Raw genomic sequence first — 25820 nt, 5'->3', positions numbered from 1 at the left:
GGTAATTCCCTGGCTTTTTCGCGGGTGGTGCGCCGACGATTCCGCCATGGTCGAGGTTCGAGTCACCGGCGGCACGGTTCGCGGCACCGCTGATCAGGGCATGGCGGTGTTCCGCGCCATCCCGTTCGCCGCGCCACCGGTCGGGGAGTTCCGGTTCGCCGCACCGCAGCCGGTCGAGGCGTGGGACGGCGCGCGGGAGGCGCTGGCGTTCGGGCCGCCGCCACCGCAGGCCGCGGTGTTCGGCATGGACGGCATGGGCGCGGCCGGTGACGAATGGCTGACCGTGAACGTCTGGTCGCCCGGCACGACCGGCGACCTGCCGGTGATGGTGTGGATCCAGGGCGGCGCCTACACGGTCGGCATGTCCGGCCTGCCCGAGTACGACGGCGCGCGGCTCGCGTCCGGCGGGGTCGTGGTGGTGACGTTCAACTACCGCGTCGGCATCGAGGGGTTCGCGCTGATCGAGGGCGCCCCCGCGAACCGCGGGCTGCTGGACCAGGTCGCGGCGCTGGAGTGGGTGCGCGACAACATCCGCGCGTTCGGCGGTGATCCGGCCCGTGTGACGGTCTTCGGTCAGTCGGCGGGCGGCGGCTCGGTGGCGGCGTTGCTCGCGATGCCGCGTGCCGCGGGGCTGTTCCACCGCGCGATCGCGAGCAGCGTGCCGGGCACGTTCTTCGCGCCGGAACTGGCCGCGGACATCGCTGTCGCGTGCGCCGCCGAGCTCGGGTTGCGTCCCACCGTGGCTGATCTGTCCACTGTGGATCCGGAACTGCTGCCGGCCGCGGGCGACGAGGTCATGGGCGAGATGCGGCAGGTCGCCCGCTGGGGGCAGGCCGCGCAGAAGCTGATCCCGTTCGCCCCCGTGGTCGACGGCGACGTCCTGCCGACGACGCCGTGGGAGGCGTTGAGGTCAGGTGCGGCGCGCGACGTCGAGCTGATCGCCGGGCACACGCGCCACGAACAGCGACTCCTGTCGGTGCTCGAAGGCCTGGTCGGCAGCGTGACGCCGGAGCAGGCGTCGGAGGCGCTGGAGGTGTTCGCGCCCGGTCTCGTGTATCCGGACCTGGAGCCGGAGGAGTTGTTCGAGCTGGTCTGCTCGGACTGGCTGTTCCGGATGCCGTCGCTGCACCTCGCCGAGGCACAGGTGGCGGCGGGTGGCCGGGCGCACGTGTACGTGGTGGCCTTCGAGCCGACCGAGGTGTTCCGCGCGTGCCACGGGGTGGACGTGCCGCTGGTGTTCGGCAACCTCGACCGGGGACAGGCGGCCGCGGTGCTCGGTGAGATCACCCCGCAGGTGCGGGAGGTGTCCGACCGGATGCGGGCGGCGTGGACGGGGTTCGCGGTGGACGGCGATCCCGGCTGGCCCGCCTACTCCGCTGACCGCACCACGCGGGTCTTCGACGTCCAGGACGAGGTGACCGCGTACCCGGAGGAGCGGTCGCGGCTGATCTGGCAGGAGCACACGTGGGAATACCTACCCCTGGAAGGCGTTGTACGCGCCGGAAGGGAGGTTCGATGAACAACGAACTCTCGGTGCACGACAGCTCGATGTTCCACGCCTACAAGCCCAACGGTGAGGTGGCGGCAGATCGCTGGGTGACGGCGAGGCGCCTGTTCGACGCCGGCCACGTCGAGACTCCCGCCGAGAAGTGGGAGCGCGCGCAGCTGCTGTTCGAGTCCCGCGACTACGTCAAGGCCGCGGAACTGCTGGCCGCTGTCGCCGGCGAGGTGCCGTTCCAGACGGACCTCCACCTGCTGCTGGCCCGCGCCTACTACCACTCGGCGCAGCTGAACAAGGCCGAGGCGCGGCTCCGCGTGATCGTGGACCGCGACCCGGTCGAGCACTACGCCCACCTGCTGCTCGGCCGCACGCTGGAGCGGCAGGGCCGGCCCGAGGAGGCCGCGCCCTGGCTCCGTCTCGCCGCCGCGTTCGGTGGAGAACTAGCCGAGATCTAGTTTGGCGAACGAGCGCAGGAGGCCCGGTGCGGCCCGGCTGGCGAGCCGGGCCGCCCTGGCCTCCGCGGTCACCGGCACGACGGGCTTGTTGCGGCGCACCGCGCGCACGATCTCGGTGGCGACGCCCTCCGGGCCGAAGCCGCGCCGGGCGTAGATCCGGGACGCGCGGTCCTGCTTGCGGCGTTCCTCCTCGGCGCTGACGCCGGAGAACGTCGTGGTCGCGGTGATGTTCGTGTTCACCACCCCCGGGCAGATGGCGCTGACACCGATGGCGTGCGGCGCGAGCTCTGCCCGCAGGCAGTCCGACAACATGAACACGGCTGCCTTGCTGGTGGCGTACGCAGAGAGGATCTTCGACGGCAGGTAGGCCGCCGCTGAGGACAGGTTCACGATGTGGCCGCCCTCCGCGCGTTCGACCATCAGCTCGCCGAACGCCCGGCAGCCGTGCACGACACCCCACAGGTTGACGTCCAGCACCCGTTGCCACTGCTCGGTCGTGGTCGACAGGAACGACCCGGAGTGGCCGACACCGGCGTTGTTCACGACCACGTCGGGCACGCCGTGCTCGTCGGCGACCTGTCGTGCCCAGGCCCGTACCGCCTCTTCGGAGCGCACGTCGACCTCGTAGGCGTGGCCGTCCACCATGCCCGCGGTCTCCTCGGCCGCGGCGAAGTCCACATCGGACACCACGACGCGAGCGCCGGTCCTGGCGAACGCCACCGCGGTCGCCCGGCCGATGCCGCTGCCACCACCCGTGATCACGACGAGCTCGCGCTTCGGCGTGGAGTCCGCGACGAACTCGCTGATCATCCGGGCGAGCGGCTCCGGGTGGCTCAGCGGTGCCCAGTGTCCGGCCGCGATCCTCCGGCGCGTGAGCGACGGCACCCAGCGTTCGAAATCGAGCGGTTCGGTGCGGATGTAGCGGTCGTGGACCGGCTGGACCACCTGCACCGGCATGGGCGCGAAACGCTGCCGCGGCGAGCGCATGACCTGCCGGATGTTGGCCCGGTACAACGAGATCCCGCGCACCGCGTCGGAGGTGATCGTGCGCACGGGCTTGACCTGTACGCCTTCCAGCCGCCGCAGCACGCCTCCCCAGCGCGGGCCGAGGTAGAGCCGCCAGAACAGGGGCGCGAGCACCGGCAGGTGGAACGCGCCGATGTACCAGGACCGGAGGAACTGCCGGAGGTGGGCGATCGACAACCCCTTCCGCGACCAGTGCCCCATGTGGTCGAGGCACGGCCCGGAGATCGAGGTGAACGTGGCGATCCGCGCGCCGGGCGTGGTCACCGCCTCCCAGGACTGGATCGAGCCCCAGTCGTGGCCGACCAGGTGCACCGGCTCGTCCGGGCTGACCGCGTCGATCACCGCGAACAGGTCCGCCGCCAGCCGTTCGAGCCGGTAACCGTCCTCAGTGGATGGCGCGGTGGACTCGCCGGCGCCCCGCACGTCGTACGTGACGACGCGGAAGTCCTTCTCCAGCAGGGCGACCACGCGGTCCCACACCTCGTGCGTGTCCGGATACCCGTGCACCAAGACCACCGTCGGCCCGGACGTGCCGCGCACCTGCACGGCGAGTTCGACTTCCCCGGAACGCACCTTCACATGTCCTCCAAGACGAGTCGGTCACCGGCGGGCCGGTCCACGCAGATCCGCACGCCGCCGACGTCGCACGTGCCGCAGAACCCCTGCCGGCAGGAGTAGGCGACCGACGGCCGGAAGTCCCTGATCACGTCGAGCGCCGACCGGTCGGCCGGCACGTCGAGGGTTACCCCGCTGCGCCGCAGTTCGACCGTGAACGGCTGCCCGCCGACGATCGGCGGCGGGCTGAAGCGTTCGAAGTGCAGCCAGCGCGACGCGAACTCGGCCCGCACCTGGTCGAGCATCGGCGCCGGTCCGCAGCAGTACACCGCGCCACGCGGCGCCGCGTCCTCCAGCAGTGCCGGACCGCGTCCGATCCGCACGTCGACGCGGCCGACCGGGAGTTCGTCCAGGAACGGCATCGCGGCCATCGACCGTCCGGCGTACACGAGCCGCCAGTCGAGGCCGGCCCGCGCGGCCGCGTGCACCATCGGCAGGATCGCGGTGATCCCGATGCCGCCCGCCACGAACAGGACCGGCCCGATCCCGGCGAACGGGAACGCGTTGCGCGGCCCCCGCACCTGGATCCGGTCGCCGACCCGCAACGCCTGCACCTCGCGCGAACCGGCGCCGACCTCGCGGACCGCGATCCGGTAGGTGCTCTCGCCCGGATCACCGCACAACGAGTACTGGCGGCGCAGCCCGGACGGCAGGTGCAGGTCGAGGTGGCAGCCGGGTTGCCAGGCGGGCAGCGCCGGCCCGCCGAAGCGGAGGGCGACCACGCCGTCCGCGACCTGGGAGCGTTCGACGACGTCGAGCCACAACGCGTCCCGTGCGGCACCTGGTCGCGCCCGGCCGCCGAACCGGGTGACCGCGGCGTCGTAGAGGTTCCCGAACCGGGTCAGGCCCCGCAGCATCGAACCGCCTCTCCGTGCGGCGCCCCGGTCGAGTCGCGGCACATCAGTGCGCCTCACGCGCGGCGGGGGAGGAGGCGAGGTACGCGACCGCCTGCGACGTCGACCCCTCCTGCCTGGGGTGGTAGGCGGGGTGGAAGTAGCGCAGGAACGCGCGGAAGATCTCCGACAGCTTCGGCAGCAGCCCGCGCCGCCCGGCCCGCATCGACTCGCGCCAGGTGAGCCGCACCCTCGTGGTCCTGTCCGCGCGCACCATGAACCGCGCGCCGCGCACCCACAGCCAGAACAGCACCGGCGCGACCAGCAGCATCGCCCGCGCCCGCCGCACGTACCGGCGGTCGAGGTGGCACATCAGGTCGTAGGCGACGCTGCGGTGCTCGACCTCCTCGGCGGCGTGCCAGCGCAGCAGGTCCAGCATCACCGGGTGGATGCCCGCCCGGTCGAGCGCGTCGGCGTTCAGCATCCAGTCGCCCAGGTACGCCGTGAAGTGCTCGACGGCGGCGACGATCGCGACCCGTTCGATCAGCTGCTCGCGCGCCTGCTCCTCGGTCAGCCCGGCCTTGGGGCCGAGGATCCGCTGGAAGACGTGCTCCATCTGCCGGGTGAACGGCCGCGGGTCGAGCCCGTTGGCGAGCAGGTGGTCCAGCACCTCGCTGTGCGCCTCGGCGTGCATCGCCTCCTGCCCGATGAACCCGAGCACGTCCTCGCGCAGCGTGTCGTCGGAGATCAGCGGCACGGCCTGCTGGAACGTCCGCACGAACCACCGCTCGCCTTCGGGCAGCAGCAGGTGCAGGACGTTCATGACGTGCGTGGTCACCGGTTCGTCCGGAACCCAGTGCATCGGCAGGGTCGACCAGTCGAACCGCACGTCACGTGGCTGCAGAACGAGGTTGTCCGGCTCCATCGCAGTACCTCCGCCAATTACTACGCCTGCGTAGCTTTGTGAAAGCTACGCCACCGTAGCAATATGGTCGGGTGAACACAACGCGTCGCAAGTACGCCCGCCGCCTGCCGCCGGAGCAGCGCCGCGAGCAGCTGCTGGACGCCGCCCTGAGCCTCATCCCGGCCGGCTTCGACACCGTGACGATGGAGTCGGTCGCGAAGCAGGCCGAAGTCACCAAGCCCGTGCTCTACGACCTGTTCGCGAACCGCGGCGAGCTCATCAGCGCCCTGCTCGAACGCGAGGCCGGCCGCGCCACCGAACAGGTCCTGGCCGCCCTGCCCACGGACTTCGCCACCCGTTCCCCGGACGACGCCTTCGCCTACGCCGTCCGGGTCTTCGTGCAGGCCGTGGTCGAGGCGCCCGACCGCTGGCGCCTCGTGCTCCTGCCGCCGGAGGGCACCCCGCACGAGTTCCGCGACCAGGTGGAACTGGTCCGCGCCGGCGTCCTGGCCCAGATCGAGGACCTGGCCGCGCTGGGCCTGAAGGAACTCGGCCGCCTCGACGACCTCGACTCGGCCCTGCTCGGCCACGCGATGCTCGCCCTCGCCGAGATGTCCGGGCGGCTGGTCCTCACCGACCCGGAGAAGTTCACGCCCGACCGGCTGGTGGCCTTCGTGACCCGGATCGCCCACGGCCTGCGCTGAGCGCCGCCTGCGTCCGGGACGTCGTCACCGCCTGGTGCGGACGTGTGTGAGCAGCGCCAGCCCGGTCGGGTCGAGACCCGCCGACACGTCGCAGCCCGGCAGCAACGCGCGGACGGCGCGCTCGTCGCGTTCGACCACCGACCAGTCCATCAGGAACTCGAGCGACCACCGGAACGGGTTGCCGGTCGTGCTGCTGGAGAAGTAGAACGTGCCGCCGGGACGGCAGAGCCTGGTCAGCACGGCCTCGGTCAGCCGCACGGCCGCGCGGTCGTTGAGGTAGTCGTACAGGCCGTTGACGAGCACCAGGTCGAACGGCCCGAGCTCGGCGAGCTTCGGGAGCGCGCGGAACACGTTGCCGGGGACCGCGGTCGTGACCTCGTTGAGCAGCCCGAGCCGCTTCTCGGCCAGGTCCAGCGCGTCCGGGTCGACGTCGGTGAGCACGAACCGGTCGCCGGGCCGCACGATGCCGGGCGGGATGAGCCGCAGGTCGGGGGCGGCGCCGGACGCGATCAGCAGCACCGAACGCGGGCCGTTGCGCGGCGCGGTCAGGGCGTCGCTGATCAGCCGGGCCTGGTGCATCACCCGGTTGCGCTGCTGCTGGGTGATCGCGGAGCCCTGCAGGTGCGCCTCGACGTGCCAGCCGAGCGTGCCCGGCGTGGACTTGTTGGCCTGCGCCATCACGTGCTCGACCAGCTGGAAGTCGCTCGGGTAACCGCGCGCCCACTCGTTCTCGTCGCGCGTGAACGGGGAGCGCGAGCACTTCGACCGCGCGGGCTGGACGATCGCGGCGACGTCCTCCTCCGGCACGCCCGCGAGCACGCTGGCGCCGATCTGCGCGCTGAGCGTGCGGAAACGCCCACCGACCAGCATGTGCGCCGACGGATCGGCGAGGTCGAACTCCTTCTCGCTGCGCAGGAAGCCGTCGACGGCGTCGTTCAGCCGGTGCAGGACGTCGGTGCTGTGCGGGAGCACGGTCATCAACCACTTCCTCGGTGCGGCAACGGTTCCAGAGACTGTCAGGCCGAGCGGCTGATCAACAGGGTCTTTCGGGTAATACGCGGAAAAGGCCGGGCCGGTTCGCGGAGGAACGCTCTGGAACCGTGGGGGAGCGCCCTGGACTCGCGGGGAGGGGAAGTTCAGCGGCTCGCCGCGGTTACGGCCTCGGCGATCGCCTGATGGCCGGCCGGTGTCGGGTGCACGTCGGTGCGGTCGCAGAAGTAGGTGAGCGCGCAGACCTTGGCGACCGAGGCCGGGACCTGGCCGTACTTCGGGTCCTGGGTCAGCTCGGTCAGCGCGCCGTAGCCGCCGGTCGAGCTCGTGACGTCGGCGAACTTCGCGCCGAACCTGGCGTACTGGGCCGCGATCCTGGTGTTGAAGTCCTGGAACATGGTGACCGACAGCTTGGCCAGGTTCTTGCCGTTCGGGAAGGACGGGTTCACCCAGGCGCCCAGGAACACGTCCGGGTAGGTCAGGCCGACTATCTTCACGTCCGGTGCGGCTTCTCGCAGTTCGGTCAGCGTGCCTGCGACGTTGGTCTGGATGTCGGCCACGGTCCTGGTGGCGCATTCCAGGGGTTGCTGCGAGAGCGCGCACGGGGCCAGGTCGTTGCCGCCGATCACCAGCGTGACCAGTCCGGCCTTCTTGGTGCGTAGAGCGTCTACCGCGGCGTCCAGTTGGGTCTTGCCGCCGGCGTCTGGGCCGCAGGCCGGTTTGGAGGCCAGGTCTGCTGATGTGGCGCCGTTGCAGGCCAGGTTGATCAGCTTGAGGCCCGACTGCCTGGCGACGATCTGAGCGAAGCTCTCACCGGTGCCGTTCGGGCCGAAGCCTGTGGCGTAGGAGTCGCCGATCGAGATGTGGACTTGCTCGTCTGGCGGTTGGGTGCTGCTGGACGTGGGCGCCGGGACGGGCGTGGGTGGCGTTGAGGAGCACGCGCCCAACGCCAGCAGTAGCGTCAGGACCAGCGCAAACCTCGGCACGACCGCTCCTTCTTGCTTGGAAGTGATGTGTTGAGGTTACGAAACTGGTCGTTAGGAGCCTGTCAGCCGGTCACGGTTGAGTGGCGTTGGTGGGTGGTCACCTTTGACTGCCTGCACTTCGCGGGTGATCTGTGTGCTCTGAGAGCGAACAGTGATCATTCGTGCCCTCGTTGGTGTTTGGGTGGGGCATGACTGATCTCTACCTCAACCTGGAGCCGACCACCGAGAGTCCTGTGGTTGTGCTAATTGCGGGTGTTCCCGGTGCGGGTAAGAGCACGCTGGCTGAGGGGCTGGCTCGGCGGTTGCGCGTGCCTGTCTTTTCCATGGACTGGGTGATGGGCTCGCTGGTGCTTGCCCGTGCGGTCACCGATGAGAATGCGGTTGAGGTGGTCGGCCTTCAGCTCACGGCTGCTGTTGCGCGGCACGTTCAGTTGGGGATCGACGTGATCGTGGACGCCACCGGGCACACTCGCGAGGAGCGGGGTAGGTGGCGTGAGCTCACCGAGCGGCTTGGGGGTGTGTTCGTCGGCGTTGAGTGCGTTTGTTCGGACGCCGGGGTGCATCGGGAGCGTGTTGAGGGGCGTGATCGGGGGATTCCTGGGTGGCACGCGACGGTTCCGTGGCAGCACGTTGAGCGGATGCGGGGGCTTTGGGAGCCGTGGGACGAGGATCATCTGGTGATCGACTCGGCTGGTGAGAGTGCTGAGGGGGCTGTGCTGCGGGTGGTGGAGGTGGTGCGGGGTCTGCGGTCAACAGGGGAGACCGCAGACCCCGGGCTTGTGGGGCGTTAGGCGCTTTCTGCTGCTGCCGCTCGGCCTGCTGCTCGGCCGGAGAACAGGCAGCCGCCCAGGAAGGTGCCTTCCAGCGCTCGGTAGCCGTGTACGCCGCCGCCGCCGAAGCCGGCTACCTCGCCTGCGGCGTAGAGGCCTCGGATCGGTTGGCCGTTTGCTCCCAGTACGCGGCCCTGCAGGTCGGTTTGCAGGCCGCCCAGGGTTTTGCGGGTCAGGATGTTCATCCTGATCGCGATCAGGGGGCCGGAGCTCGCGTCGAGGAGTTTGTGCAGGCCTGCTGTTCGGGCGAGGCTGTCGCCGCTGTAGGCCAGGGAGTTGCGGATGCCCATCACCTGGACGTCCTTGGAGAACGGGTTGTCCACCTGCTGGTCGCGGATGGTGATCTGGCGGCGCAGGTCGTCCAGGTTGATCAGGTTCTGGCCGGTCAGCGCGTTCATGCCCGCGACCAGGTCCGGCAGGTTGTTCTTGATGACGAAGTCGACGCCCTTGTCCATGAACGCCTTCACCGGCGGCGGCGTGCTGTTGAGCAGGCGCATCGCGAGGTAGGCGACGAGGTTCTTGGCGGTGATCTCCGGATTCTGCTCGGAGCCGGAGAGGACGAACTCCTTGTCGATGATCTTCTTGTTGAGGACGAACCACGAGTAGTCGTAGCCGGACTTGCCGATCAGCTCCAGCGTGCCGAGCGTGTCCAGGGACGGGATGCCGGGGTTGGGGAAGCGCTTGCCGCGAGCGTCCAGCCACAGCGACGACGGTGCCGCCAGCACGCGGATGCCGTGGTCCGGCCAGATCGGCGTGTGGTTGATCATGCCCTCGGTGTAGTGCCACATGCGGTCGCGGTTGACCAGGCGGCCACCTGCCAGCTCGGTGATCGCGAGCATCCGGCCGTCGACGTGTGCGGGGACGCCGGTGACGAGCCGCCGGGGTGCGGGGCCCAGGCGGGCGGGCCAGTTGCGTCGCACCAGGTCGTGGTTGGCGCCGATGCCGCCGGAGGTGACGATCACCATCGGTGCGTACAGCTCGAAGTCGCCCACCTTGGTGCGGGAGCTGGGCTTGCCGCGTGCCGCGCTGCTGGGTTCCAGCAGGCTGCCGCGCACGCCGGTGACGGCGCCGTTGCTGGTGATCAGGCCGTCCACCTGGTGCCGGAACCTGAAGGTGACCTTGCCGTCGCGGACGGCGTCGCGCACCTTCTTCTCGAACGGTTCCATCACGCCGGGGCCGGTGCCCAGCGTCATGTGGAAGCGCGGCACCGAGTTGCCGGGGCCGTCCGCCAGCTGCCCGCCGCGCTCGGCCCAGCCGACGATCGGCACCCAGCGCACGCCGAGCCCGTACAGCCAGTCGCGCTTCTCGCCGGCCGCGAAGTTCAGGTACGCCTCGGCCCACTTCGCTGCCCAGTGGTCCTCGCCCAGGGGGTCGTTCACGCCGCGGTCGAACCCGGCGGTGTTGAACCAGTCGGCGCGGGCCAGCTCCAGGGAGTCCTTGATGCCCGCGGTCCGCTGCTCCTGCGAGTTGACGAGGAAGAGACCGCCGAGCGACCAGAAGGCCTGTCCGCCCAGGCTGGCCTCGGGTTCCTGGTCCAGCAGCAGGACCTTGCGGCCCGCCGCGGCCAGTTCGGAGGTCGCCACGAGTCCCGCCAGGCCGTGTCCGATGACGATCACGTCCGCGTCGACTCGCGGCGCCGCCCCGGCGACTGCCTGCCCCAGGGTCCCGTTCGCGGCGATCGCACCGATCGCGCCACTCGCGGCCAGCAGGGTGCGGCGGCTGATGTTCCGGTCTGACATCCCAGGACCTTCCTCGTTGAAGGGTGGAGCCAACGCGAATTACTCTCGCGTAAAGCAACTAACCAGTAACCGGAGAGCGCGGGATAGGGTCCCGCCACCAAACGGCGATGGCTGTGTTGTGGCCGTCACACAACGTGGTGTTTGGGAGGCGATGTGCCGGGTATGTCCGCGATGGTCCGCCAGGTGCTCGCAGCGGTCGCCGCGGACGACAAGGTGGTCGAACGGGTCGTCGACGCGGCGCGCGGCAACTCGCCCGAGGTCGCCCGGCTGCCCGCGGAGGAGAACCGCCGGCACATCGCCTTCCTGCTGTCCGAAGGGGTCGCGCACCTCGAACGCGGTGGATCACCCGACGACGGCGACTTCTCCGCCGCGTTGTCGCTGGGGGCCGACCGCGCCGCCCAGGGCGTGTCGATGGGCGGTCTGTTGCGCGGGGTGCACGCCGGTCGGACCGAGTTGATCAGGGCGAGTGTCGAACTCGCGCGGTCGCTCGGGGTCGACGACGGCACGATCCTGAACTTCATGATCGACCTGGACCACTACGTCGGCGCGGTCGAGCGGCACATCATCAGCGGCTACCACACCGCCGAGCTGCAGCTGTCGCGCACGGTCCGTGACCTGCACGCCCAGGTGCTGCGGCGGTTGCTGGTCTCGGGCGACTTCCCGGACGCGTCCGAACTCGCTCGCACCGGCCTTCGTCCCGACGGGCGTTATCACTGCGTGGTGTCCGGGGTGACCGACCCGAGTCACGCACGGACGCTGGAACAGCGGCTGCACGCGTTCGGCGGCGTGTTCGGACTGGTCGAGGGGCGCCTGGCCGGGCTCACGCACGTGCCGCCGTCGTGGTCGGACGATCTGCTGGTGGTGTCGCCCGCGACGCCGCTGAAGTCGTTGCGGGGCACGTACTCGATGTGCACGCGGGCACTCGCGGCCGCGGGAGCCTCGCCGGGTGTGCGGCTGCTGACCGATCTCGCTGGTGAGACCGCTCTCGCGGCGTTCCCCGGACTGGCGGACACGCTCGCCGATGCGCTGCTCGGCCAGCTCGACCCGAAGAGCACCTTCCACCACGAGATGGTGGTGACGGCCTTGTGCTACCTGGACAACGGCGGGCGGCTCAGCGCGACGGCCGCGGCGCTGCACATCCACGCGAACACCGTGCGGTACCGGCTGGACCGGCTGGTGGAGCTGACCGGCGCCGACCTCGGCGAGAACCCGGACGCGGGACGTTCGCACGTGCTGACGACACTGCACACCTGGTGGGCGCTGCGGTCGTGGATCGACCGCAGCGCCGGGTGGAGCCCTCAGAGGCGGTAGAAGTTCGCGTAGTGGTCGGGGGAGAAGTAGACGGTGCCGGCGGTGCGGTCGACGATGATCCGGTACGCGTCCCGGGACGCGCCGCAGGCACGCGGGTAGACGTCGAACTCCAGGTAGCTGTGGCCGGCCGGCAGCTGGCCCTCGCGGTTCTGGTGCACACCGCCCGCGAAGTTGCACTGGCCGTTGGGCCAGCTGTTCCAGCCACGCGTGCTGGGGTAGCCCTTGCCCGCCCAGATCGAGTTGGCGCTGCGCGCCGCGGTGCAGCGCGTCTGGGTGCAGGAGCTGTAGACGGCGGCGTCGGCCGCGGGGGCGACGGCCGTGGTCACGCCGAGGACGGACGCGACGACGGCGAGGGCGGCGAACAGGCGACGTGTCCGGTGCGGTTGCAGGGTGAGCACTTCAGACCTCCATCGGCAGGGAACGAGGAACGTCGTGATCCTTTCTGTTGATCACCACGAGCCGATGAACGGCAGGGAACCATCCGGGCAACTGTGGCGACCCCACGGGCGGCTCGGACGGTTCACGACTCTGAACGCCCGAGTTGATCAACGCCGAACAGCCGATTGCGAATGCTGCCTCCGGCGATAGATTTGTCCAATGGCAGCACGAAAGCACTTGTTGGTGCTGTTGACCTTGCTCGTGGCCGGGTGCACGGCCCCGCAGGACGGCAGACCCTTCCCCGCACCCCGCGCCTCTTCTCCTGACACAGCAGCGAAAGAGCCGTCCACAAAGGTGCGCACCGTTGTGGACGGCCGCACCGTCGAGCTGGCCGACGGCACGCGCGCCCGCATCTCACTGCTGGCCGAACCGACGTCGTGCGCCGCCCCCGCTGCCCTCGACTTCGCCAAGAAGGCCTTGCTGGACAAGGAAGTCCGGGTGAGCAGCATCACTCCGGGCGAGGTCTCGCTGGCGCTGCCGGACGGCACCGACTACGCGTTGCTGGCCGTGCAGTACGGCTTCCTGCGCACCACCGGCGTGGACGGTGGCCCGCTGGTCGAAGCGGAAAGCAAGGCGGAGAAGGCCAAACTCGGACTGTGGGCCCAGGGCGACTGTCCCACGTCGACCGCCCCGCCGTCCTCGTCGACCAGCACGGCGCCGCCGCCCGCCGCGCCGTGCATCGTGGTCTACCGGATCACCAACCAGTGGGCCGGCGCGTTCCAGGCCGACGTGACCATCCGCAACGTCACCGGTGCACTGGTCGAGGGCTGGACGGTGCGCTGGCGGTTCGCCGACGGAGAGACCGTGAGCCAGCTGTGGAACGGCACGGTGTCCCAGTCCGGCGCCGATGTGAGCGTGACCAACGCCGGCTACAACGCGCTGATCGTCAAGGACGGCTCGGTGACGTTCGGGTTCAACGGCTCCGCCACCGGGCCGATCTCGGCGCCGACGTCGTTCAGCGTCAACGGAACGGCCTGCACCGCGGGTTAGTGCTGCTGCCACCAGCCGGTGACGATGCGGGCGTACTCGTCCGCGTTCTCCTCCCACACGAAGTGCGCGGCGTCCACGACGTCCAGCCTGCTGTTCGGCAGCCGCTCGTGCAGGTACTCGACGTTCGAGACCGGCACCACCGTGTCGCGCTTGCCGTTGATCAGCTGGACGGGCGTGGTGATGCCCGGCAGCAGCTCGCTCAGCGTTCGCAGCTCCGCCGGGTACGCGCGCACGTACGCCATCTGTTCGACGAACCGCTGGCCCTGGTAGGCGGCGAGGTAGTCCTGCCGCACCACGTCGGGCAGCTCGTAGCCCTCGATGAAGTCCATGGCGACGTTCACCACGTCCTTGGGGCCCATCGCCCGGTACGGCGCGAGGTCCTCGTCGTGGACCCACTCGTGCAGCGGTGAGCCCAGGTCGGTCGGGGAGATCGAGCCGCCGCTGCCGATCACGATGCTGCGGAACCGGTCCGGCGCCTGGGCCGCGGCGAACAGGGCCGCGCTGGTGCCGATGTCGGGGCCGACGACGTGGGGCCGGTCGAGTTCGAACGCGTCGGCGACGCGCACGACGAAACCGCCCATCCGGCTGGGGGACAACAGGTCCTCGCGCAGCTCGGAGTGCCCGAAGCCGGGCAGGTCGACCGCGATCAGGTTCGCGTGCGCGGCCAGCTTCGCCCAGGTCGGGTCGTAGGCGTAGATGCTCTCGGGCCACGGGCTGAGCAGCAGTGCCGACGGCTTGCTGCTCGCGCTCGCGGCGTAACGGATCGACAGGCCGTCGATGGTGCGGAACCGGGGCTGGATGTCACTCATGACTTCAATATGACCGGTCGTCTTAAACTCGTCAAGGAAACGGGAAGACCGGTTTTGTCTGACGGGTCTCAGTGCAGGACGACCTCGAAGACGACCGTGAAGAACGCGGCGAACGACGACCCGTCCTTGGCGGCGCGTTCGCCGACGATGGCGCCCTCCCAGGAGTTGAGGAGGAACCGGGCCAGGGTTTCGGGGCTCTGGGTGGTCGTCAGGGAGCCGTCGTCCTGGGCCTCCCGGAGCGTGGCGGTGATCGCGGCCGCCCAGTGGTCGAAGGCGGCTTCGACGCCGGCGCGGATCGCGGGGATGTGGTCGGCCGCCTCGGTGCTGAAGTTGCCGTAGACGCAGCCGCGTTCGTAGCCGAGGTCCACGATGTCCTGCGCGAGAGCCTCGAAGTGGTGGCGCAGCCGGGTCAGCGGCGCGGTCTTCGGGGTCTTGAGCTCGTCCAGGTACCGCGTCTCGCCATAGCGGTCCATCACGACGAGGGCGAGTGCTTCCTTGCTCTCGAAGTGGTTGTAGAACGACCCCTTGGGCACCTTGGCGCTGTCGGTGATCAGCTTGACGCCGCACGCGTTGTAGCCGTGCCGGTGGAACTGTTCGAACGCGGCGTCGACGATCTGCTCTCGCACACTTGCCCTGGCCATGCCGCCAATATGAGCGGTCGTCTCGGAGGCGTCAAGTTAACGCGTGGCTTTCCGTTCACCGGAAAGGTTCGGTCGACTCCGATGCGACGGTTGCCTAGCGTTCCTTCGCGTGACGACCAGCCAGCAAGAGATCAGCGACGAGATCGCGAAGATCCAGGCCGACTCACCGGGAGGTGCGCCGCTGCTGGACTTCGCGCCGTACCGCAGCACGACGTTGCGCCACCCGACCAAGGAACCGAGGCACGTGGACCCCGAGGGCGCCGAGCTGCTCGCGCCCGTCTTCGGGCACTCCGACGTCGCCGCGATCGAGGCCGACCTGACCGTGCAGCGCGGGGGCGAGCCGATCGGCGAACGCATCCGCGTGCACGGCCGCGTGCTCGACGGCGACGGGCGTCCGGTGCGCCGCCAGCTCGTCGAGATCTGGCAGGCCAACGCCGCCGGCCGCTACTCGCACCAGGGCGACCAGCACCCGGCGCCGCTGGACCCGAACTTCACCGGCGTCGGCCGTTGCCTGACCGACGACGACGGCTGGTACTCGTTCACCTCGATCAAGCCGGGCCCCTACCCGTGGCGCAACCACCACAACGCCTGGCGGCCCGCGCACATCCACTTCTCGTTGTTCGGCACCGACTTCACGCAGCGGCTGATCACGCAGATGTACTTCCCCGGCGACCAGCTGCTGGCGCTGGACCCGATCGCGCAGTCGATCACCGACCCCGCCGCCCTGGCGCGGCTGATCGCGTCGTACGACCACTCGCGGTCCGAGCACGAGTGGCTGCTCGGCTACCGCTGGGACATAGTGCTGACCGGCAGTCACGCGACCTACCTGGAGCCGTCCGATGACTGAAGCGACTCCCGGCCAGACCGTCGGCCCGTTCTTCCACCACGCGCTCGCGTTCCCCGGCGACTCCGAGCTCGTGCCGTTCGGCGCGGCCGGATCCGTGGTGCTGCACGGCTACGTGTACGACGGCGCGGGTGATCCCGTGCCGGACGCGATGATCGAGATCCGCCAGTCCGACGCCTCGGGTGTCGTGCCGCGGGCCGGCGGGTCGTTGCGGCGGCGAGGTGCCGGCTTCACGGGCTGGGGCCGGTCCTGCACCGACGGCGCCGGGCACTACTGGTTCAGCACCGTCGAGCCCGGACTGCCGTTCTTCGCGGTGACGGTGTTCGCGCGCGGACTGCTCGACCGGCTGTTCACCCGCATCTACCTGCCCGGTGCGGCGGACGCGGTCGACGGACTGGTCGCCTCGCGGGAGGCGGACGGGCGGCTCCGGTTCGACATCCACCTGCAGGGGCCGTCCGAGACGGTGTTCTTCCAGTTCCCGCGGACGTGATCGTGCTGCCCGGTTCTCATCGCGCCGCCGGCCTCGTCGACGACGCCGCGCTGGTGCGGGCGATGCTGGAGGTGGAGGTCGCCTGGGCGCGCGTGCTCGGGACGTCGCTCTCGCTCGGCGACTGGGTCCCGTCGCTGGACCCGGTCGAGGTGGAAGCCGCCGGCAACCCGGTGCTGCCACTGGTCAACGCCTTGCGGGCGCGCGTCTCGGGCACCGTCCACACCGGACTCACCAGTCAGGACGTGCTCGACTCCGCGCTGATGCTGCTGGCGCGCGGGGCTTTGGAGCGGATGTCGGCGGACCTGGACCGGGTCGCCGGTGCGCTGGCCGGGCTGGCCGACGAGCACCGGTCCAGCGTGATGGCGGGCCGGACGCTGACACAGCACGCCGTGCCGATCACGTTCGGGCTCAAGGCCGCGCGGTGGCTCGTGGGCGTGCTCGACGCCGTGGACGAGCTGGACGTCGTGGCGCGCACCCTGCCCGTGCAGTGCGGGGGTGCGGCGGGGACGTTGTCGCGGGTGCCGGATCCGGGCGCGGCGGCATCGGCGTTCGCGGGCCACCTGGGGCTGGTGTGGCCGGGGATGCCCTGGCACACCTACCGCGCTCCGATCACGCGGCTCGGCGACGCGGTGGTGCGGTGCTGTGACGCGCTCGGGGTGATAGCGGCGGATCTGCTGACGCTGGGACGGCCGGAGATCGGTGAGGTCCGCGAGGGGTTCGTGGCCGGGCGGGGCGGCTCGTCGACCATGCCGCACAAGCGGAACCCGGTGCTGTCAGTGCTCGTGAACAGCGCGGCCCTGCGGGCTCCCGGCCTGGGTGCGCAGCTGCACCTGTGCGCGGCACGGGCGGTGGACGAGCGGCCGGACGGCGCCTGGCACGCGGAATGGCCGACGTTGCGGGCGTTGCTGGAGCTGGCGGTGGTGGCGGCGTCCCAGGCCGCGGAACTGGTGGAGGGGCTCGAGGTGCGCGCGGACGTGATGGCGCGCCGGGCCACCGAGGCCGCCCCGGACCTGCTGGCCGAGCGGGGCGGCGGTACCGATCCAGCCTCGTACCTCGGGGCGGCGGAGGCGTTCGTGGACGAGGCGCTGCGTCGGAATCGATCCCGACTGGACCCCCTCCGGGGGAGCGCGGAAGCCCCCACTCCCATCGTCTCAGAGGGGTCTGACAGGAAATGACGACTGAGCTGAGCCTGACGCGGCTGGCGGGGGCCGAGGGCGCCGGGCAGTTGCTGGTGGTCGGGCCTTCGCTGGGCACGTCGGTGAGCCTGCTGTGGCGGGACTGCGCGGCGGCGCTCGGTGACGGCTTCGAGGTGATCGGGTGGGACCTGCCCGGACACGGCAACGGTGCGCCGGCGAAGGGGGCCTTCACCGTGCCGTGCATCGCGGACGAGCTGACGGAACGCGTCGACGCCTTGGCCGGCGGACGGCCGTGTGCCTACGCCGGGGTGTCGTTCGGCGGGGCCGTCGGGTTCGAGCTGGCCGCTCGGGGTGAAGGGCCGTTCGAGGCCGTCGTGTGCATCGGGGCGGCGCCGCGGATCGGCGAGCCGGAGATGTGGCGGGAGCGGGCCGCGCTGGTGCGGCGGGCCGGGACACCGGTCATGGTGGACGGCTCCGCGCGGCGCTGGTTCGCGCCGGGGTTCGTCGAGCGGGCGCCACGGGTAGCCGGGGGATTGCTCACGGCGCTGGCGGAGACCGACAGGGAGTCGTACGCGCTGGCATGTGAGGCGCTGGCGTTGTTCGAGGCCGGTGAGGCCGTCAGGCCCCTGCGGGTGCTGGTGGGGGAGCACGACGTCGTGGTGTCGCCGGACGGCGCGGACGTGGTGCTCGCGGGATGTGGGCATCTGCCGCCCGCGGAGGATCCGGCGGCGGTGGCACGGACGTTGATCGAGGTGCTCAGGGAGATGCGGTGTACTACGACGACGGCATGAAGGTTCGGCGTGAGGTGCTCGGGGACGCGCATGTGGACAGAGCCACGCCGGACGAGTTCACCCGCGACTTCCAGGAGTTCATCACCAAGTACGCGTGGGGCGAGATCTGGACGCGGCCCGGGCTCGACCGCCGGATGCGCAGCGCGATCACGCTCACGGCCTTGATCGCGCACGGGCACTGGGACGAGCTGAAGCTGCACGTCGCCGCCGCCGTGCGGAACGGGCTGAGCGAGGCGGAGATCGGCGAGGTGATCCTGCAGAGCGCGATCTACTGCGGGGTGCCCGCGGCGAACCACGCGTTCTCGGTGGCACGTCAGGTTTTGAAGCAGGGCGGGTGAACGCCCTCCCGATGGATCTCTCCACCTCCCGTCCCGCTCACGAAGGAGTCTTGATGACGCGCACCCAGGTCGGCATCGTCGGTGCGGGACCGGCGGGGCTGATGCTCTCGCACCTGTTGTCCCTCAACGGCATCGACAGCGTCGTGATCGACAACAGGACGCGCTCCGAGATCGAGAACACGGTTCGCGCCGGCATCCTGGAAGCCGACAGCGCGCGCCTGCTGGCCGGCACCGGGGTGTCGGACCGGGTGCTGCGCGAAGGACATCCGCACGAGGGCATCGACCTGCGGTTCGGCGGCGAGAGCCACCGCGTCGACTTCCGCGCCCTGGTGGGAGAATCGGTCTGGCTCTACCCGCAGACCGACGTGTTCGTGGACCTCGCGAACGCGCGCGAACGCGACGGCGGCGACGTGCGGTTCGGCGTCAGCGACACGGCGGTCGACATCACCGGGCCCGCGATCCGGTTCACCGACAGCGATGGCGTACCGCAGGAGGTGCGCTGCGACCTGCTCGTCGGCGCGGACGGCTCCCGCTCGATCTGCCGCGCCGAGGTGCCGGAAGCGTTGCGCAGGCACAGTTCCCGCGAGTACCCGTTCGCCTGGTTCGGCATCATCACCGAGGCACCGCGCAGCGCCCCCGAACTGGTCTACGCGCACTCGCCGCGCGGGTTCGCGCTGATCAGCCAGCGCACCGAGACCCACCAGCGCATGTACTTCCAGTGCGACCCGGAGACCGACGCCGCGGCGTGGTCCGACGACCGCATCTGGGAGGAGCTGCAGGCGCGCGTCGCCGGCCCGGACGGGTTCACGCTCAACGAAGGACCGATCACCGAGAAGACGGTGTTGCGCTTCCGGTCGTTCGTCGCGGAACCCATGCGCCACGGGAACCTGCTGCTCGCGGGCGACGCCGCCCACACCGTGCCGCCGACCGGCGCCAAGGGCCTGAACCTGGCGCTGGCCGACGTGAGCGTGCTCAGCGAGGTGATCGAACGCGCGCTGCTCAAGAACGACCCGGACGCGCTGGACGAGTACGGCCCGCGCGCACTGGAGCGGGTGTGGAAGGCGCAGCACTTCTCCTACTGGATGACCACGATGCTGCACGCCCTGCCCGCCGCGACGGACTTCGATGTGCGCAGGCAACTCGGTGAGCTGGCCTCGGTCGTCGGCTCGGAGGCCGGGTCGAGGTACCTGGCCGAGGGGTACACGGGCTGCTGGCCCGCTTGAGCGGGGCTGGAGCGCGGTCGCCGAGACTGTCCCGATGGACATCGCGGCACTGCGCCTCGGCAACATCGGGAGGCTCCGGTCGGCGGAGGACGTCGTCCGCTCGCTCGGAGCGATGCAGGGCCAGGACTACGGCCAGTCGCTGTGGGCGATCGGGCTGCGCACCGCCGCGGCCCGCATCGCCGACGTCGAGGAGGCGCTGCGGACCGGACGCGTCGTGCGCACGTGGCTGATGCGCGGCACGATCCACTACGTCCCGGCCGAGGACGTCCGGTGGATGCTCGGGCTGTTCGGCGCCCGCGACCTCGCCCGGCTGACGCCCAAGGCGTGGCAGTACCACCACATGACGCCCGAGCTGATGTCGCTGGCGCGCAAGACGTTCGTGGAGGCCCTCACCGGCGGTGGTTGCCTCACCCGGCGCGAGATGATCGACCTCATGGCGGGCGTCGGCATCCCGGACGACCGGCAGCAGAGCTACTTCACGTTCATCCACCTCGCCCAGGAGGGCCTGGTGGTGCCCGGCCCGCCGCGCGGCAAGGAGCAGACGTTCGTGCTGCTGGACGAATGGGCGCCGAAGCAGCGCGCGCTGGAAGGTGACGAGGCGATGGCCGTGCTGGCGTCGCGGTTCTTCGGCAGCCACGGCCCGGCGACCCTCGCGGACTTCGCGAACTGGTGCGGCATCGGCGTGCGCGAGGCCTCCCGCGGCCTGGAGGCGGTGAAGCACTCGTTGGTGCGCGAGGAGTTCGACGGCAAGGAGTACTGGCTGCCGCCGGACCTCACGCCGGGCTCGGGCGCGTTCGTGCTGCCCGCCTACGACGAGCTGCTGATCGGCTACAAGGACCGGAGCGCGTTCTTCACCCGGTACGACGAGATCCCGATCTCCACCTACAACGGCATGTTCCACGCGACGATCATCGAGGACGGCCAGATCGCGGGACTGTGGCGGCGGGTCATGAAGAAGACCTCGGTGGACGTGGAGCTGCGTCCGCTGCCGGGCTTCGACGTCGACCGGCTCGCCGAGCACGTCGCGCGGTTCGGCGACTTCCTCGGGCTGCCGGTGCGGACGGTCGTGAAGGACGCGCCGGAGACGGGTTCGTCGAAGGTCAGCTGGCGCTCCCGCAAGTGAGCACCTCCACCTCGCCACCCCGGTGACCGGGCGGGACGACCGCGAGCGCGTCGGCGAGCGCGGCGCCCCACAACGAGCCGGGACGGTCGTGGCCGGCGGGCACGAGCAGACCGCCGGACCGGGTGACCGGGACCAGGCGGGTGTCCGTGCGGTGAGCGCCGACGTCGGGAAGCCAGGCCGTGACCGGCGGGCGGGCGGCGTGGCCGCCGAGGGCGTCGAGCAGCGGGCGGAGCAGGGTCAGGACCGCGGCCAGGGCGGCGAAGGGGTTGCCCGGCAGGCCCACGACGCAGCGGCCGTCGGGCAGGACGGCGAGCAGCATCGGGTGGCCCGGACGGCAGGAGACGCCGCTGACCAGGACCTCGGCGTCGAGGCTGCGCAGGACCCCGCGCAGGTGGTCGGCGGGGCCGACCGAGCTGGCGCCGCACGTGACGAGGACGTCGGCCCGGCCGGGCGCGAGGGCGTCGGTCAGCGCGGACGGGTCGTCGCGCAGGTGGGTGGTGCCGAGGAGATCGGCCCTGGTGAGCAGTCCGGGGAGCATCGGGCCGATGGCATCGCGGACCCGTCCTGGGCGGGGGAGGCCGGTGTGGAGGAGCTCGTCGCCGGTGACGATCACGGCGACCCTCGGACGGCGGTGCGCCAGAAGGGTGTCGTGGCCCGCTCCGGCCGCGAGGCCCAGAACGGCAGGGGTGACGAGGGAGCCGGCGGGCATGAGTTCCGCACCGGCCGGCCAGTCCTCACCTCGGCGGCGGATGTGTCTGCCCGGCGTGGCAGGGCGGTGTTCGGCGAGGAACGCCTCCCGGAGCACTGTGCCGTCGGCAGAGCAGAGCTCCACCGGAACCACGAAGTCCGAGCCGTCCGGCACCGGCGCACCCGTGGCCACCCCGAACGCCTCGCCTGACCGCAGCACCAGCTCGGGCACCGGGTCTCCGGCCGCCACCCGGCCGGCGATCCGCCACGGGCCGGGGCCCGTCACCGCGTAGCCGTCCATGGCGGAGGTGTCGCAGGCCGGCTGGCCGGTGAGGGCCCGCACGCCCGCGGCGAGCGCCAGGCCTTGGGCGTCGGGTAGGGCGAGTTCGGTCGCGTCCAGCGCTTCGCGGCGTCGCGTGCCGTCTGGCGGGCGAGCGTCCAGGGCATGTTCATCGTCGCTCCCGTGGTATAGCCTACCGAATACTGTATGCAATCCTCGGGACGGGGTGAAGGGCATGCCAGTCGCGACTTACGTCCGTGATCACGCCGGCAGGCTCTACCGGGTGGGGGAGACCGACGTCGAGGCGTCGGGGCGTTCGCGTCGCACGGTGCTGTGGGCCGCTTGGGCGGCGATGCTCGCGGCCGGCATCGGGCAGTACGGGTTCGGGGCGCTGATCCCTCAGTTGCAGGACCGGTGGAGTGTGCCGGAGTTGTTCTGGGCACTGGCGTTGTGGACCGTGTGCCAGGCGGGCACGGCGTTTCCGGCGGCCTGGTTGAGAGAGCGGAAGAGACTCTCGTCCACCGGTGCCATGTGGATCGGGGCGGTCCTGTGCGGTGCCGGGCTGCTGACGCTGGGGCAGGGCCAGCTGGTCGGCTACGCGATCCTCGGCGGCATCGGCGCGGGGCTGGTCTACGCGACGTGCCTCGGTGTGGTCGTGCGGTGGTACCCGGAGCGCGTCACGCGGAAGGTCGCGTTCGTCAGCGGGGCTTTCGCGTACGGGTCGGTGCCATTCGTGCTGGCCGCCGGGCTGTTCTTCGGCGACGGGTTCCTCCCGCAGGCCGGGATCGTGATCGCCGTCGTCGTGGCCGCGGCGGGCGCGGTGATGAAGGACCCGCCCGAGCACTGGTGGCCGCCGCACATCCCGCCCCGCGAGTGGGCGCTCGATCGGGCGCGCGTGCCGAACCGGTCCGCGCTCAAGGAGTTCCGGACGCACGAGGCCATGCGGTGCGGCACGTTCTGGTGGCTGTACGGCGGTGTCGCGTTCGCGGCGGCGGTGTCCCTCTACGACCTGGTGTACCTGCCGTTGTTCGTCGGCGACAAGGTGCTCGGTGGTGTCGCGCTGGCCACGCTGGCGGCGGCGACGGGCACCGGGCGCGTGCTGGTCGGCTGGATCTCGGACCGGGCCGGGCGCAGGAAGGCGCTGGTCTGGACGCTGGCGACGGGCGGGCTGGCGCAGTTCGTGTTGCTGTACTCCCAGAACGTCGCGGGGCTGCTCATCGGCGCCACGCTCGCGGGCCTCGGCACCGGGTGCTGCTACTCGCTGCTGGTCGGCGTGACGAGGGAGTACTTCGGCGAGACGAACGGCGCGCGGAACTTCGGCGTCCTCTACACCGCCAAGGCCGCGGGCGCGTTGCTGGCCGCCGTTGTCCTCGCCTCGCAGGGGCCCGCGTTCGCGTTCGTCGCGGCGGGTGTGCTCGGGCTGGCGGGCGCGGTGCTCACCGCGCACCTGTCGCAACCGGGAAGGCCGCGCCTGTGAGCCGCGTGCCGCGGCTCACGAAAGGCTGGCACCGGACGCCGGCGGACGGCTGTTGCCTGATGGAGCTGACGTCCGTGCTCGCGGGCGAGGTGTGGTCGGACCGGCCCGCCTGCGTGCACCCGGTGCTGGCGTGCGTGGCGCGGTGCGTCAACGACCAGTCCACAGAGGACGGGCGGAGAAGGCTGCTGCCGTTCGCGGTCAGGGTGATCGGCACGGAGAAGGCGCCCGCCGAACGCCTGATCGCGCACTGCGCTCGCAGGGCAGGGATCGTCGCGCCGAAGTGGTGGCCGCGCGACTGGGTCGTGAGCAGGGCCGTCAGGGCGATGTCCGGGGACGAGGTGTTGCGGCGGCTGCTCGACGAGTGCGTCGCGATCTGCAGGGAGGCAACGCGTGGGACGAGTGACGAGCAGGCGGCGCGTGGTGCGGTTGGTGGACGACGCGGCCACCGTGCGACCGGACACGCTGGCGGTCGAGGAACCGCTGGAGATCCGCGTGCGGGGCAGGTCCCTCGCCGTGACCATGCGCACGCCGGGTGACGACTTCGACCTGGCCGCGGGCTTCCTGGTCAGCGAGGGCGTGGTGCGCGCACCGTCCGACATCGTGTCGATCCGCTACTGCGCGGGCGCCACGGCCGACGGAGGCAACACCTACAACGTGCTCGACGTCGGCCTGGCGGAGGGCGTCGCGCCACCCGACCCCTCGATCGAACGCAACTTCTACACCACCTCGTCCTGCGGCCTGTGCGGCAAGGCCAGCCTCGACGCCGTGCGCACCGTGGCGACCTGGCAGGTGGCGTACGACCCGATCCGCCTCGACCCGAGGACGATCACCGAGTTCCCGACGAAACTCCGTGCCGCGCAACGGGTCTTCGACCGCACCGGCGGCCTGCACGCGGCCGGGCTGTTCGACGCCCGGGGCACCCTCCTGTGCCTGCGCGAGGACGTCGGCCGGCACAACGCGGTCGACAAGGTCGTCGGCTGGGCGACGCGCACCGGCAGACTGCCGCTGACGAGCACCGTGCTGATGGTGAGCGGGCGGGCGTCGTTCGAACTGGTGCAGAAGGCGGTCATGGCCGGGATTCCCGTGCTCACCGCCGTGTCCGCACCGTCGTCGCTCGCCGCCGACCTGGCGGAGGAGATGGGTGTGACGCTGGTCGGGTTCCTTCGCGGGACGTCGATGAACGTCTACACCGGCGGACACCGGCTCGGGGTCACCGCCGGCGCTCGTTAGTGCAGGACCAGGCCGCCGACCGGGACCGCGGCGACGTGCCCGGTCGGCGGCATTTCCAGGGCGAGGGCAAGACCGACGTCGACCAGCGACGACCGGCGCAGACCGGCGACGTCGGCCAGCGGTGTCCACACAGGATCGAAGGTCGCCCCGTTGGGCTCCGGCCGCGGTTCGCCGGTGATCCGGACGCGGTAGAAGACGCCGACGTTCTGGTGCGGCCCCTTCTCCGGCAGGTGGCGTTCGGCCGCGGGGATGAACCGGGAGTCCACGCCGAGCAGGCGTTCGACCTCGCCGTCGCACCCGGTCTCCTCGGCGACCTCCCGGACCACGGCGTCGAACGGATCCTCGCCGTGCTCCACCGCACCACCGGGCAGCGACCAGTGGCCCTCGTCGAACGCTGACGCACAACGAACGAGCAGCACGCGGTGGTTCTCGATGCTCACGGCGTAGGCGGCCAGCCGGAAGGTCGTCATGCGGGCACGTTAGCCCGTAAGGAGTCCTCCGCGAGGATGATGCCGCACGGCGGACTCGATCTTCGACGCGGCGACCTATCGTTCCTCCCATGTTGACTGTCAGGGGGATCAGCCGGAGCTTCGGCGATCACAAGGTGCTCGACGAGGTGAGCTTCGACGTCCGGCCCGGCCGGATGACGGGCTTCCTGGGCGCCAACGGGTCGGGCAAGACGACCACGATGCGGATCGTGCTGGGGGTGCTCGCCGCGCACGGGGGAACGGTGAGCTGGCAGGGGCAGGAGGTCACGCCGCAGACGCGGCCGGACTTCGGTTACATGCCGGAGGAACGCGGGCTCTACCCCAAGATGAAGGTGCGCGACCAGATCACGTGGCTGGCGCGGTTGCACGGCGTCGACCGGGAGACCGCGCAGCGCAACACCGACGCGCTGCTCGAGGACCTGGAGCTGACCAAACGGGCCGGGGACCGGCTCGAGGAGTTGTCGCTCGGCAACCAGCAGCGCGTGCAGATCGCGGCCGCGCTGGTGCACGAGCCGGCCGTGCTGATCCTGGACGAGCCGTTCTCCGGGCTCGACCCGATCGCCGTCGAGACCGTGCTGGACGTGCTGCGCAAGCGGGCCGCCGCCGGCGTCCCGGTGTTGTTCTCGAGCCACCAGCTGGCGATCGTGGAACGGCTCTGCGACGACGTCGTGATCATCTCCAAGGGACGGGTCGTGGCCAACGGGTCACGCGAGGAGCTGCGCGCCCGGCACGCGGGCAGCCGCTACGAGATCGTCGTCGAGCAGGACGCGGGCTGGGTCCGCGACGTGCCCGGCGTGACGATCCTGGAGCTCGACGGGCCGCGTGCGGTGTTCGAGGCGGAACCCCAGCAGGTGCTCAGGGCGGCGCTCGACCGCGGCGAGGTCCGCTCGTTCACGCCCGTCGTGCCCACGCTGGACGAGATCTTCAAGGAAGTGATCTGA

The 25820-nt window shown here is 70.8% G+C and carries 28 protein-coding genes; 17 read left to right on the top strand and 11 right to left on the bottom strand.

Going from position 1 to position 25820, the window contains the following annotated elements:
- Nucleotides 1–46: 46 nt before the first annotated feature.
- Nucleotides 47–1519 carry a carboxylesterase family protein gene (locus AB0M48_RS03315; protein WP_363835666.1) on the top strand — a complete coding sequence of 491 codons (1473 nt, stop codon included), beginning with the start codon at nt 47–49 and terminating at the stop codon, nt 1517–1519.
- Complete coding sequence (locus AB0M48_RS03310) at nt 1516–1956, top strand: tetratricopeptide repeat protein (RefSeq protein ID WP_363835665.1); 441 nt, start codon at nt 1516–1518, stop codon at nt 1954–1956. The genes AB0M48_RS03315 and AB0M48_RS03310 overlap by 4 nt, the downstream gene beginning before the upstream one ends.
- Here AB0M48_RS03310 and AB0M48_RS03305 read toward each other — a convergent pair.
- Genes AB0M48_RS03305 through AB0M48_RS03295 form a run of 3 tightly spaced genes read right to left on the bottom strand, consistent with a single transcriptional unit; the run spans nt 1942 to nt 5355 of the window.
- Nucleotides 1942–3555: an SDR family oxidoreductase gene (locus AB0M48_RS03305; RefSeq protein ID WP_363835664.1), complete on the bottom strand. Its 1614-nt coding sequence runs from the start codon at nt 3553–3555 to the stop codon at nt 1942–1944. The genes AB0M48_RS03310 and AB0M48_RS03305 overlap by 15 nt on opposite strands.
- 2 nt (nt 3556–3557) lie before the next feature.
- A complete protein-coding gene (locus tag AB0M48_RS03300) occupies nt 3558–4454 on the bottom strand; it encodes a PDR/VanB family oxidoreductase (RefSeq protein WP_363835663.1) in 897 nt (298 codons plus the stop codon).
- 43 nt (nt 4455–4497) lie between these two features.
- A complete protein-coding gene (locus tag AB0M48_RS03295; protein WP_363835662.1) occupies nt 4498–5355 on the bottom strand; it encodes a metal-dependent hydrolase in 858 nt (285 codons plus the stop codon).
- A gap of 71 nt (nt 5356–5426) precedes the next feature.
- Here AB0M48_RS03295 and AB0M48_RS03290 point away from each other — a divergent pair, with 71 nt between their 5' ends.
- Nucleotides 5427–6038, top strand: a complete 612-nt coding sequence (locus AB0M48_RS03290; protein WP_363835661.1) for a TetR/AcrR family transcriptional regulator — start codon at nt 5427–5429, stop codon at nt 6036–6038.
- 24 nt (nt 6039–6062) lie between these two features.
- On the opposite strand, the gene AB0M48_RS03285 is transcribed toward AB0M48_RS03290, so the two are convergent.
- Nucleotides 6063–7016 carry a class I SAM-dependent methyltransferase gene (locus tag AB0M48_RS03285; RefSeq protein WP_363835660.1) on the bottom strand — a complete coding sequence of 318 codons (954 nt, stop codon included), beginning with the start codon at nt 7014–7016 and terminating at the stop codon, nt 6063–6065.
- A gap of 158 nt (nt 7017–7174) precedes the next feature.
- Entirely contained in the window at nt 7175–8014 is an 840-nt protein-coding gene (locus AB0M48_RS03280) for a GDSL-type esterase/lipase family protein (protein WP_363835659.1), read from the bottom strand.
- A gap of 188 nt (nt 8015–8202) precedes the next feature.
- Here AB0M48_RS03280 and AB0M48_RS03275 point away from each other — a divergent pair, with 188 nt between their 5' ends.
- Entirely contained in the window at nt 8203–8805 is a 603-nt protein-coding gene (locus AB0M48_RS03275; RefSeq protein WP_363835658.1) for an ATP-binding protein, read from the top strand.
- Here the strand turns inward: AB0M48_RS03275 and AB0M48_RS03270 are convergent.
- Complete coding sequence (locus AB0M48_RS03270; RefSeq protein ID WP_363835657.1) at nt 8802–10583, bottom strand: FAD-binding dehydrogenase; 1782 nt, start codon at nt 10581–10583, stop codon at nt 8802–8804. The two genes, AB0M48_RS03275 and AB0M48_RS03270, sit on opposite strands and share 4 nt — an antisense overlap.
- 162 nt (nt 10584–10745) lie before the next feature.
- Here AB0M48_RS03270 and AB0M48_RS03265 point away from each other — a divergent pair, with 162 nt between their 5' ends.
- A complete protein-coding gene (locus AB0M48_RS03265) occupies nt 10746–11894 on the top strand; it encodes a helix-turn-helix domain-containing protein (RefSeq protein WP_363835656.1) in 1149 nt (382 codons plus the stop codon).
- On the opposite strand, the gene AB0M48_RS03260 is transcribed toward AB0M48_RS03265, so the two are convergent.
- Nucleotides 11882–12292, bottom strand: coding sequence for a ribonuclease domain-containing protein (locus tag AB0M48_RS03260; RefSeq protein ID WP_363835655.1), 411 nt, complete (start codon nt 12290–12292; stop codon nt 11882–11884). The two genes, AB0M48_RS03265 and AB0M48_RS03260, sit on opposite strands and share 13 nt — an antisense overlap.
- 334 nt (nt 12293–12626) lie before the next feature.
- Between AB0M48_RS03260 and AB0M48_RS03255 the strand changes: the two genes are divergently transcribed.
- On the top strand, nt 12627–13322 hold the full coding sequence (locus AB0M48_RS03255) for a cellulose binding domain-containing protein (protein ID WP_363835654.1): 696 nt from the start codon (nt 12627–12629) through the stop codon (nt 13320–13322).
- Here AB0M48_RS03255 and AB0M48_RS03250 read toward each other — a convergent pair.
- Together AB0M48_RS03250 and AB0M48_RS03245 are read right to left on the bottom strand one after the other, a co-directional pair.
- Complete coding sequence (locus AB0M48_RS03250) at nt 13319–14131, bottom strand: alpha/beta hydrolase (protein WP_363835653.1); 813 nt, start codon at nt 14129–14131, stop codon at nt 13319–13321. The genes AB0M48_RS03255 and AB0M48_RS03250 overlap by 4 nt on opposite strands.
- A gap of 68 nt (nt 14132–14199) precedes the next feature.
- Nucleotides 14200–14772 carry a TetR family transcriptional regulator C-terminal domain-containing protein gene (locus AB0M48_RS03245; RefSeq protein ID WP_363835652.1) on the bottom strand — a complete coding sequence of 191 codons (573 nt, stop codon included), beginning with the start codon at nt 14770–14772 and terminating at the stop codon, nt 14200–14202.
- Nucleotides 14773–14881: 109 nt separating this feature from the next.
- Here AB0M48_RS03245 and pcaH point away from each other — a divergent pair, with 109 nt between their 5' ends.
- The 7 genes from pcaH to AB0M48_RS03210 are packed head-to-tail and all read left to right on the top strand — an operon-like array spanning nt 14882 to nt 20717.
- On the top strand, nt 14882–15619 hold the full coding sequence (gene pcaH / locus AB0M48_RS03240) for a protocatechuate 3,4-dioxygenase subunit beta (RefSeq protein WP_363835651.1): 738 nt from the start codon (nt 14882–14884) through the stop codon (nt 15617–15619).
- Entirely contained in the window at nt 15612–16106 is a 495-nt protein-coding gene (gene pcaG, locus AB0M48_RS03235) for a protocatechuate 3,4-dioxygenase subunit alpha (protein ID WP_363835650.1), read from the top strand. The genes pcaH and pcaG overlap by 8 nt, the downstream gene beginning before the upstream one ends.
- Nucleotides 16103–17281, top strand: coding sequence for a lyase family protein (locus AB0M48_RS03230; RefSeq protein ID WP_363835649.1), 1179 nt, complete (start codon nt 16103–16105; stop codon nt 17279–17281). Before pcaG ends, AB0M48_RS03230 begins: the two co-directional genes overlap by 4 nt.
- Nucleotides 17278–18033 carry an alpha/beta fold hydrolase gene (locus AB0M48_RS03225; protein WP_363835648.1) on the top strand — a complete coding sequence of 252 codons (756 nt, stop codon included), beginning with the start codon at nt 17278–17280 and terminating at the stop codon, nt 18031–18033. Before AB0M48_RS03230 ends, AB0M48_RS03225 begins: the two co-directional genes overlap by 4 nt.
- The gene (locus AB0M48_RS03220) at nt 18030–18371 is read left to right on the top strand and encodes a carboxymuconolactone decarboxylase family protein (protein ID WP_363835904.1); all 342 of its coding nucleotides are present in this window, start codon (nt 18030–18032) and stop codon (nt 18369–18371) included. Before AB0M48_RS03225 ends, AB0M48_RS03220 begins: the two co-directional genes overlap by 4 nt.
- A gap of 53 nt (nt 18372–18424) precedes the next feature.
- Complete coding sequence (locus AB0M48_RS03215) at nt 18425–19594, top strand: 4-hydroxybenzoate 3-monooxygenase (protein ID WP_363835647.1); 1170 nt, start codon at nt 18425–18427, stop codon at nt 19592–19594.
- A gap of 34 nt (nt 19595–19628) precedes the next feature.
- Entirely contained in the window at nt 19629–20717 is a 1089-nt protein-coding gene (locus AB0M48_RS03210; RefSeq protein WP_363835646.1) for a winged helix DNA-binding domain-containing protein, read from the top strand.
- On the opposite strand, the gene AB0M48_RS03205 is transcribed toward AB0M48_RS03210, so the two are convergent.
- Entirely contained in the window at nt 20695–21921 is a 1227-nt protein-coding gene (locus AB0M48_RS03205) for a molybdopterin molybdotransferase MoeA (protein ID WP_363835645.1), read from the bottom strand. The genes AB0M48_RS03210 and AB0M48_RS03205 overlap by 23 nt on opposite strands.
- Here AB0M48_RS03205 and AB0M48_RS03200 point away from each other — a divergent pair.
- The 3 genes from AB0M48_RS03200 to fdhD are packed head-to-tail and all read left to right on the top strand — an operon-like array spanning nt 21920 to nt 24391.
- Nucleotides 21920–23161, top strand: a complete 1242-nt coding sequence (locus AB0M48_RS03200) for an MFS transporter (protein ID WP_363835644.1) — start codon at nt 21920–21922, stop codon at nt 23159–23161. The two genes, AB0M48_RS03205 and AB0M48_RS03200, sit on opposite strands and share 2 nt — an antisense overlap.
- A 59-nt stretch (nt 23162–23220) precedes the next feature.
- Nucleotides 23221–23697 (top strand): hypothetical protein, encoded by a 477-nt coding sequence (locus tag AB0M48_RS03195; RefSeq protein WP_363835643.1) that lies wholly within the window; start codon nt 23221–23223, stop codon nt 23695–23697.
- Nucleotides 23591–24391 carry a formate dehydrogenase accessory sulfurtransferase FdhD gene (gene fdhD / locus AB0M48_RS03190; protein ID WP_363835642.1) on the top strand — a complete coding sequence of 267 codons (801 nt, stop codon included), beginning with the start codon at nt 23591–23593 and terminating at the stop codon, nt 24389–24391. Before AB0M48_RS03195 ends, fdhD begins: the two co-directional genes overlap by 107 nt.
- Here fdhD and AB0M48_RS03185 read toward each other — a convergent pair.
- Nucleotides 24388–24861, bottom strand: a complete 474-nt coding sequence (locus AB0M48_RS03185; protein ID WP_363835641.1) for an NUDIX domain-containing protein — start codon at nt 24859–24861, stop codon at nt 24388–24390. The two genes, fdhD and AB0M48_RS03185, sit on opposite strands and share 4 nt — an antisense overlap.
- A gap of 89 nt (nt 24862–24950) precedes the next feature.
- Here AB0M48_RS03185 and AB0M48_RS03180 point away from each other — a divergent pair, with 89 nt between their 5' ends.
- On the top strand, nt 24951–25820 hold the full coding sequence (locus AB0M48_RS03180) for an ATP-binding cassette domain-containing protein (protein WP_363835640.1): 870 nt from the start codon (nt 24951–24953) through the stop codon (nt 25818–25820).

Source organism: Lentzea sp. NPDC051208 (assembly GCF_040682435.1).
Taxonomy (GTDB): domain Bacteria; phylum Actinomycetota; class Actinomycetes; order Mycobacteriales; family Pseudonocardiaceae; genus Lentzea; species Lentzea kristufekii.
Note: the sequence above shows the minus strand (reverse complement) of the source record. Positions and strands in the feature narration are given on the sequence as shown.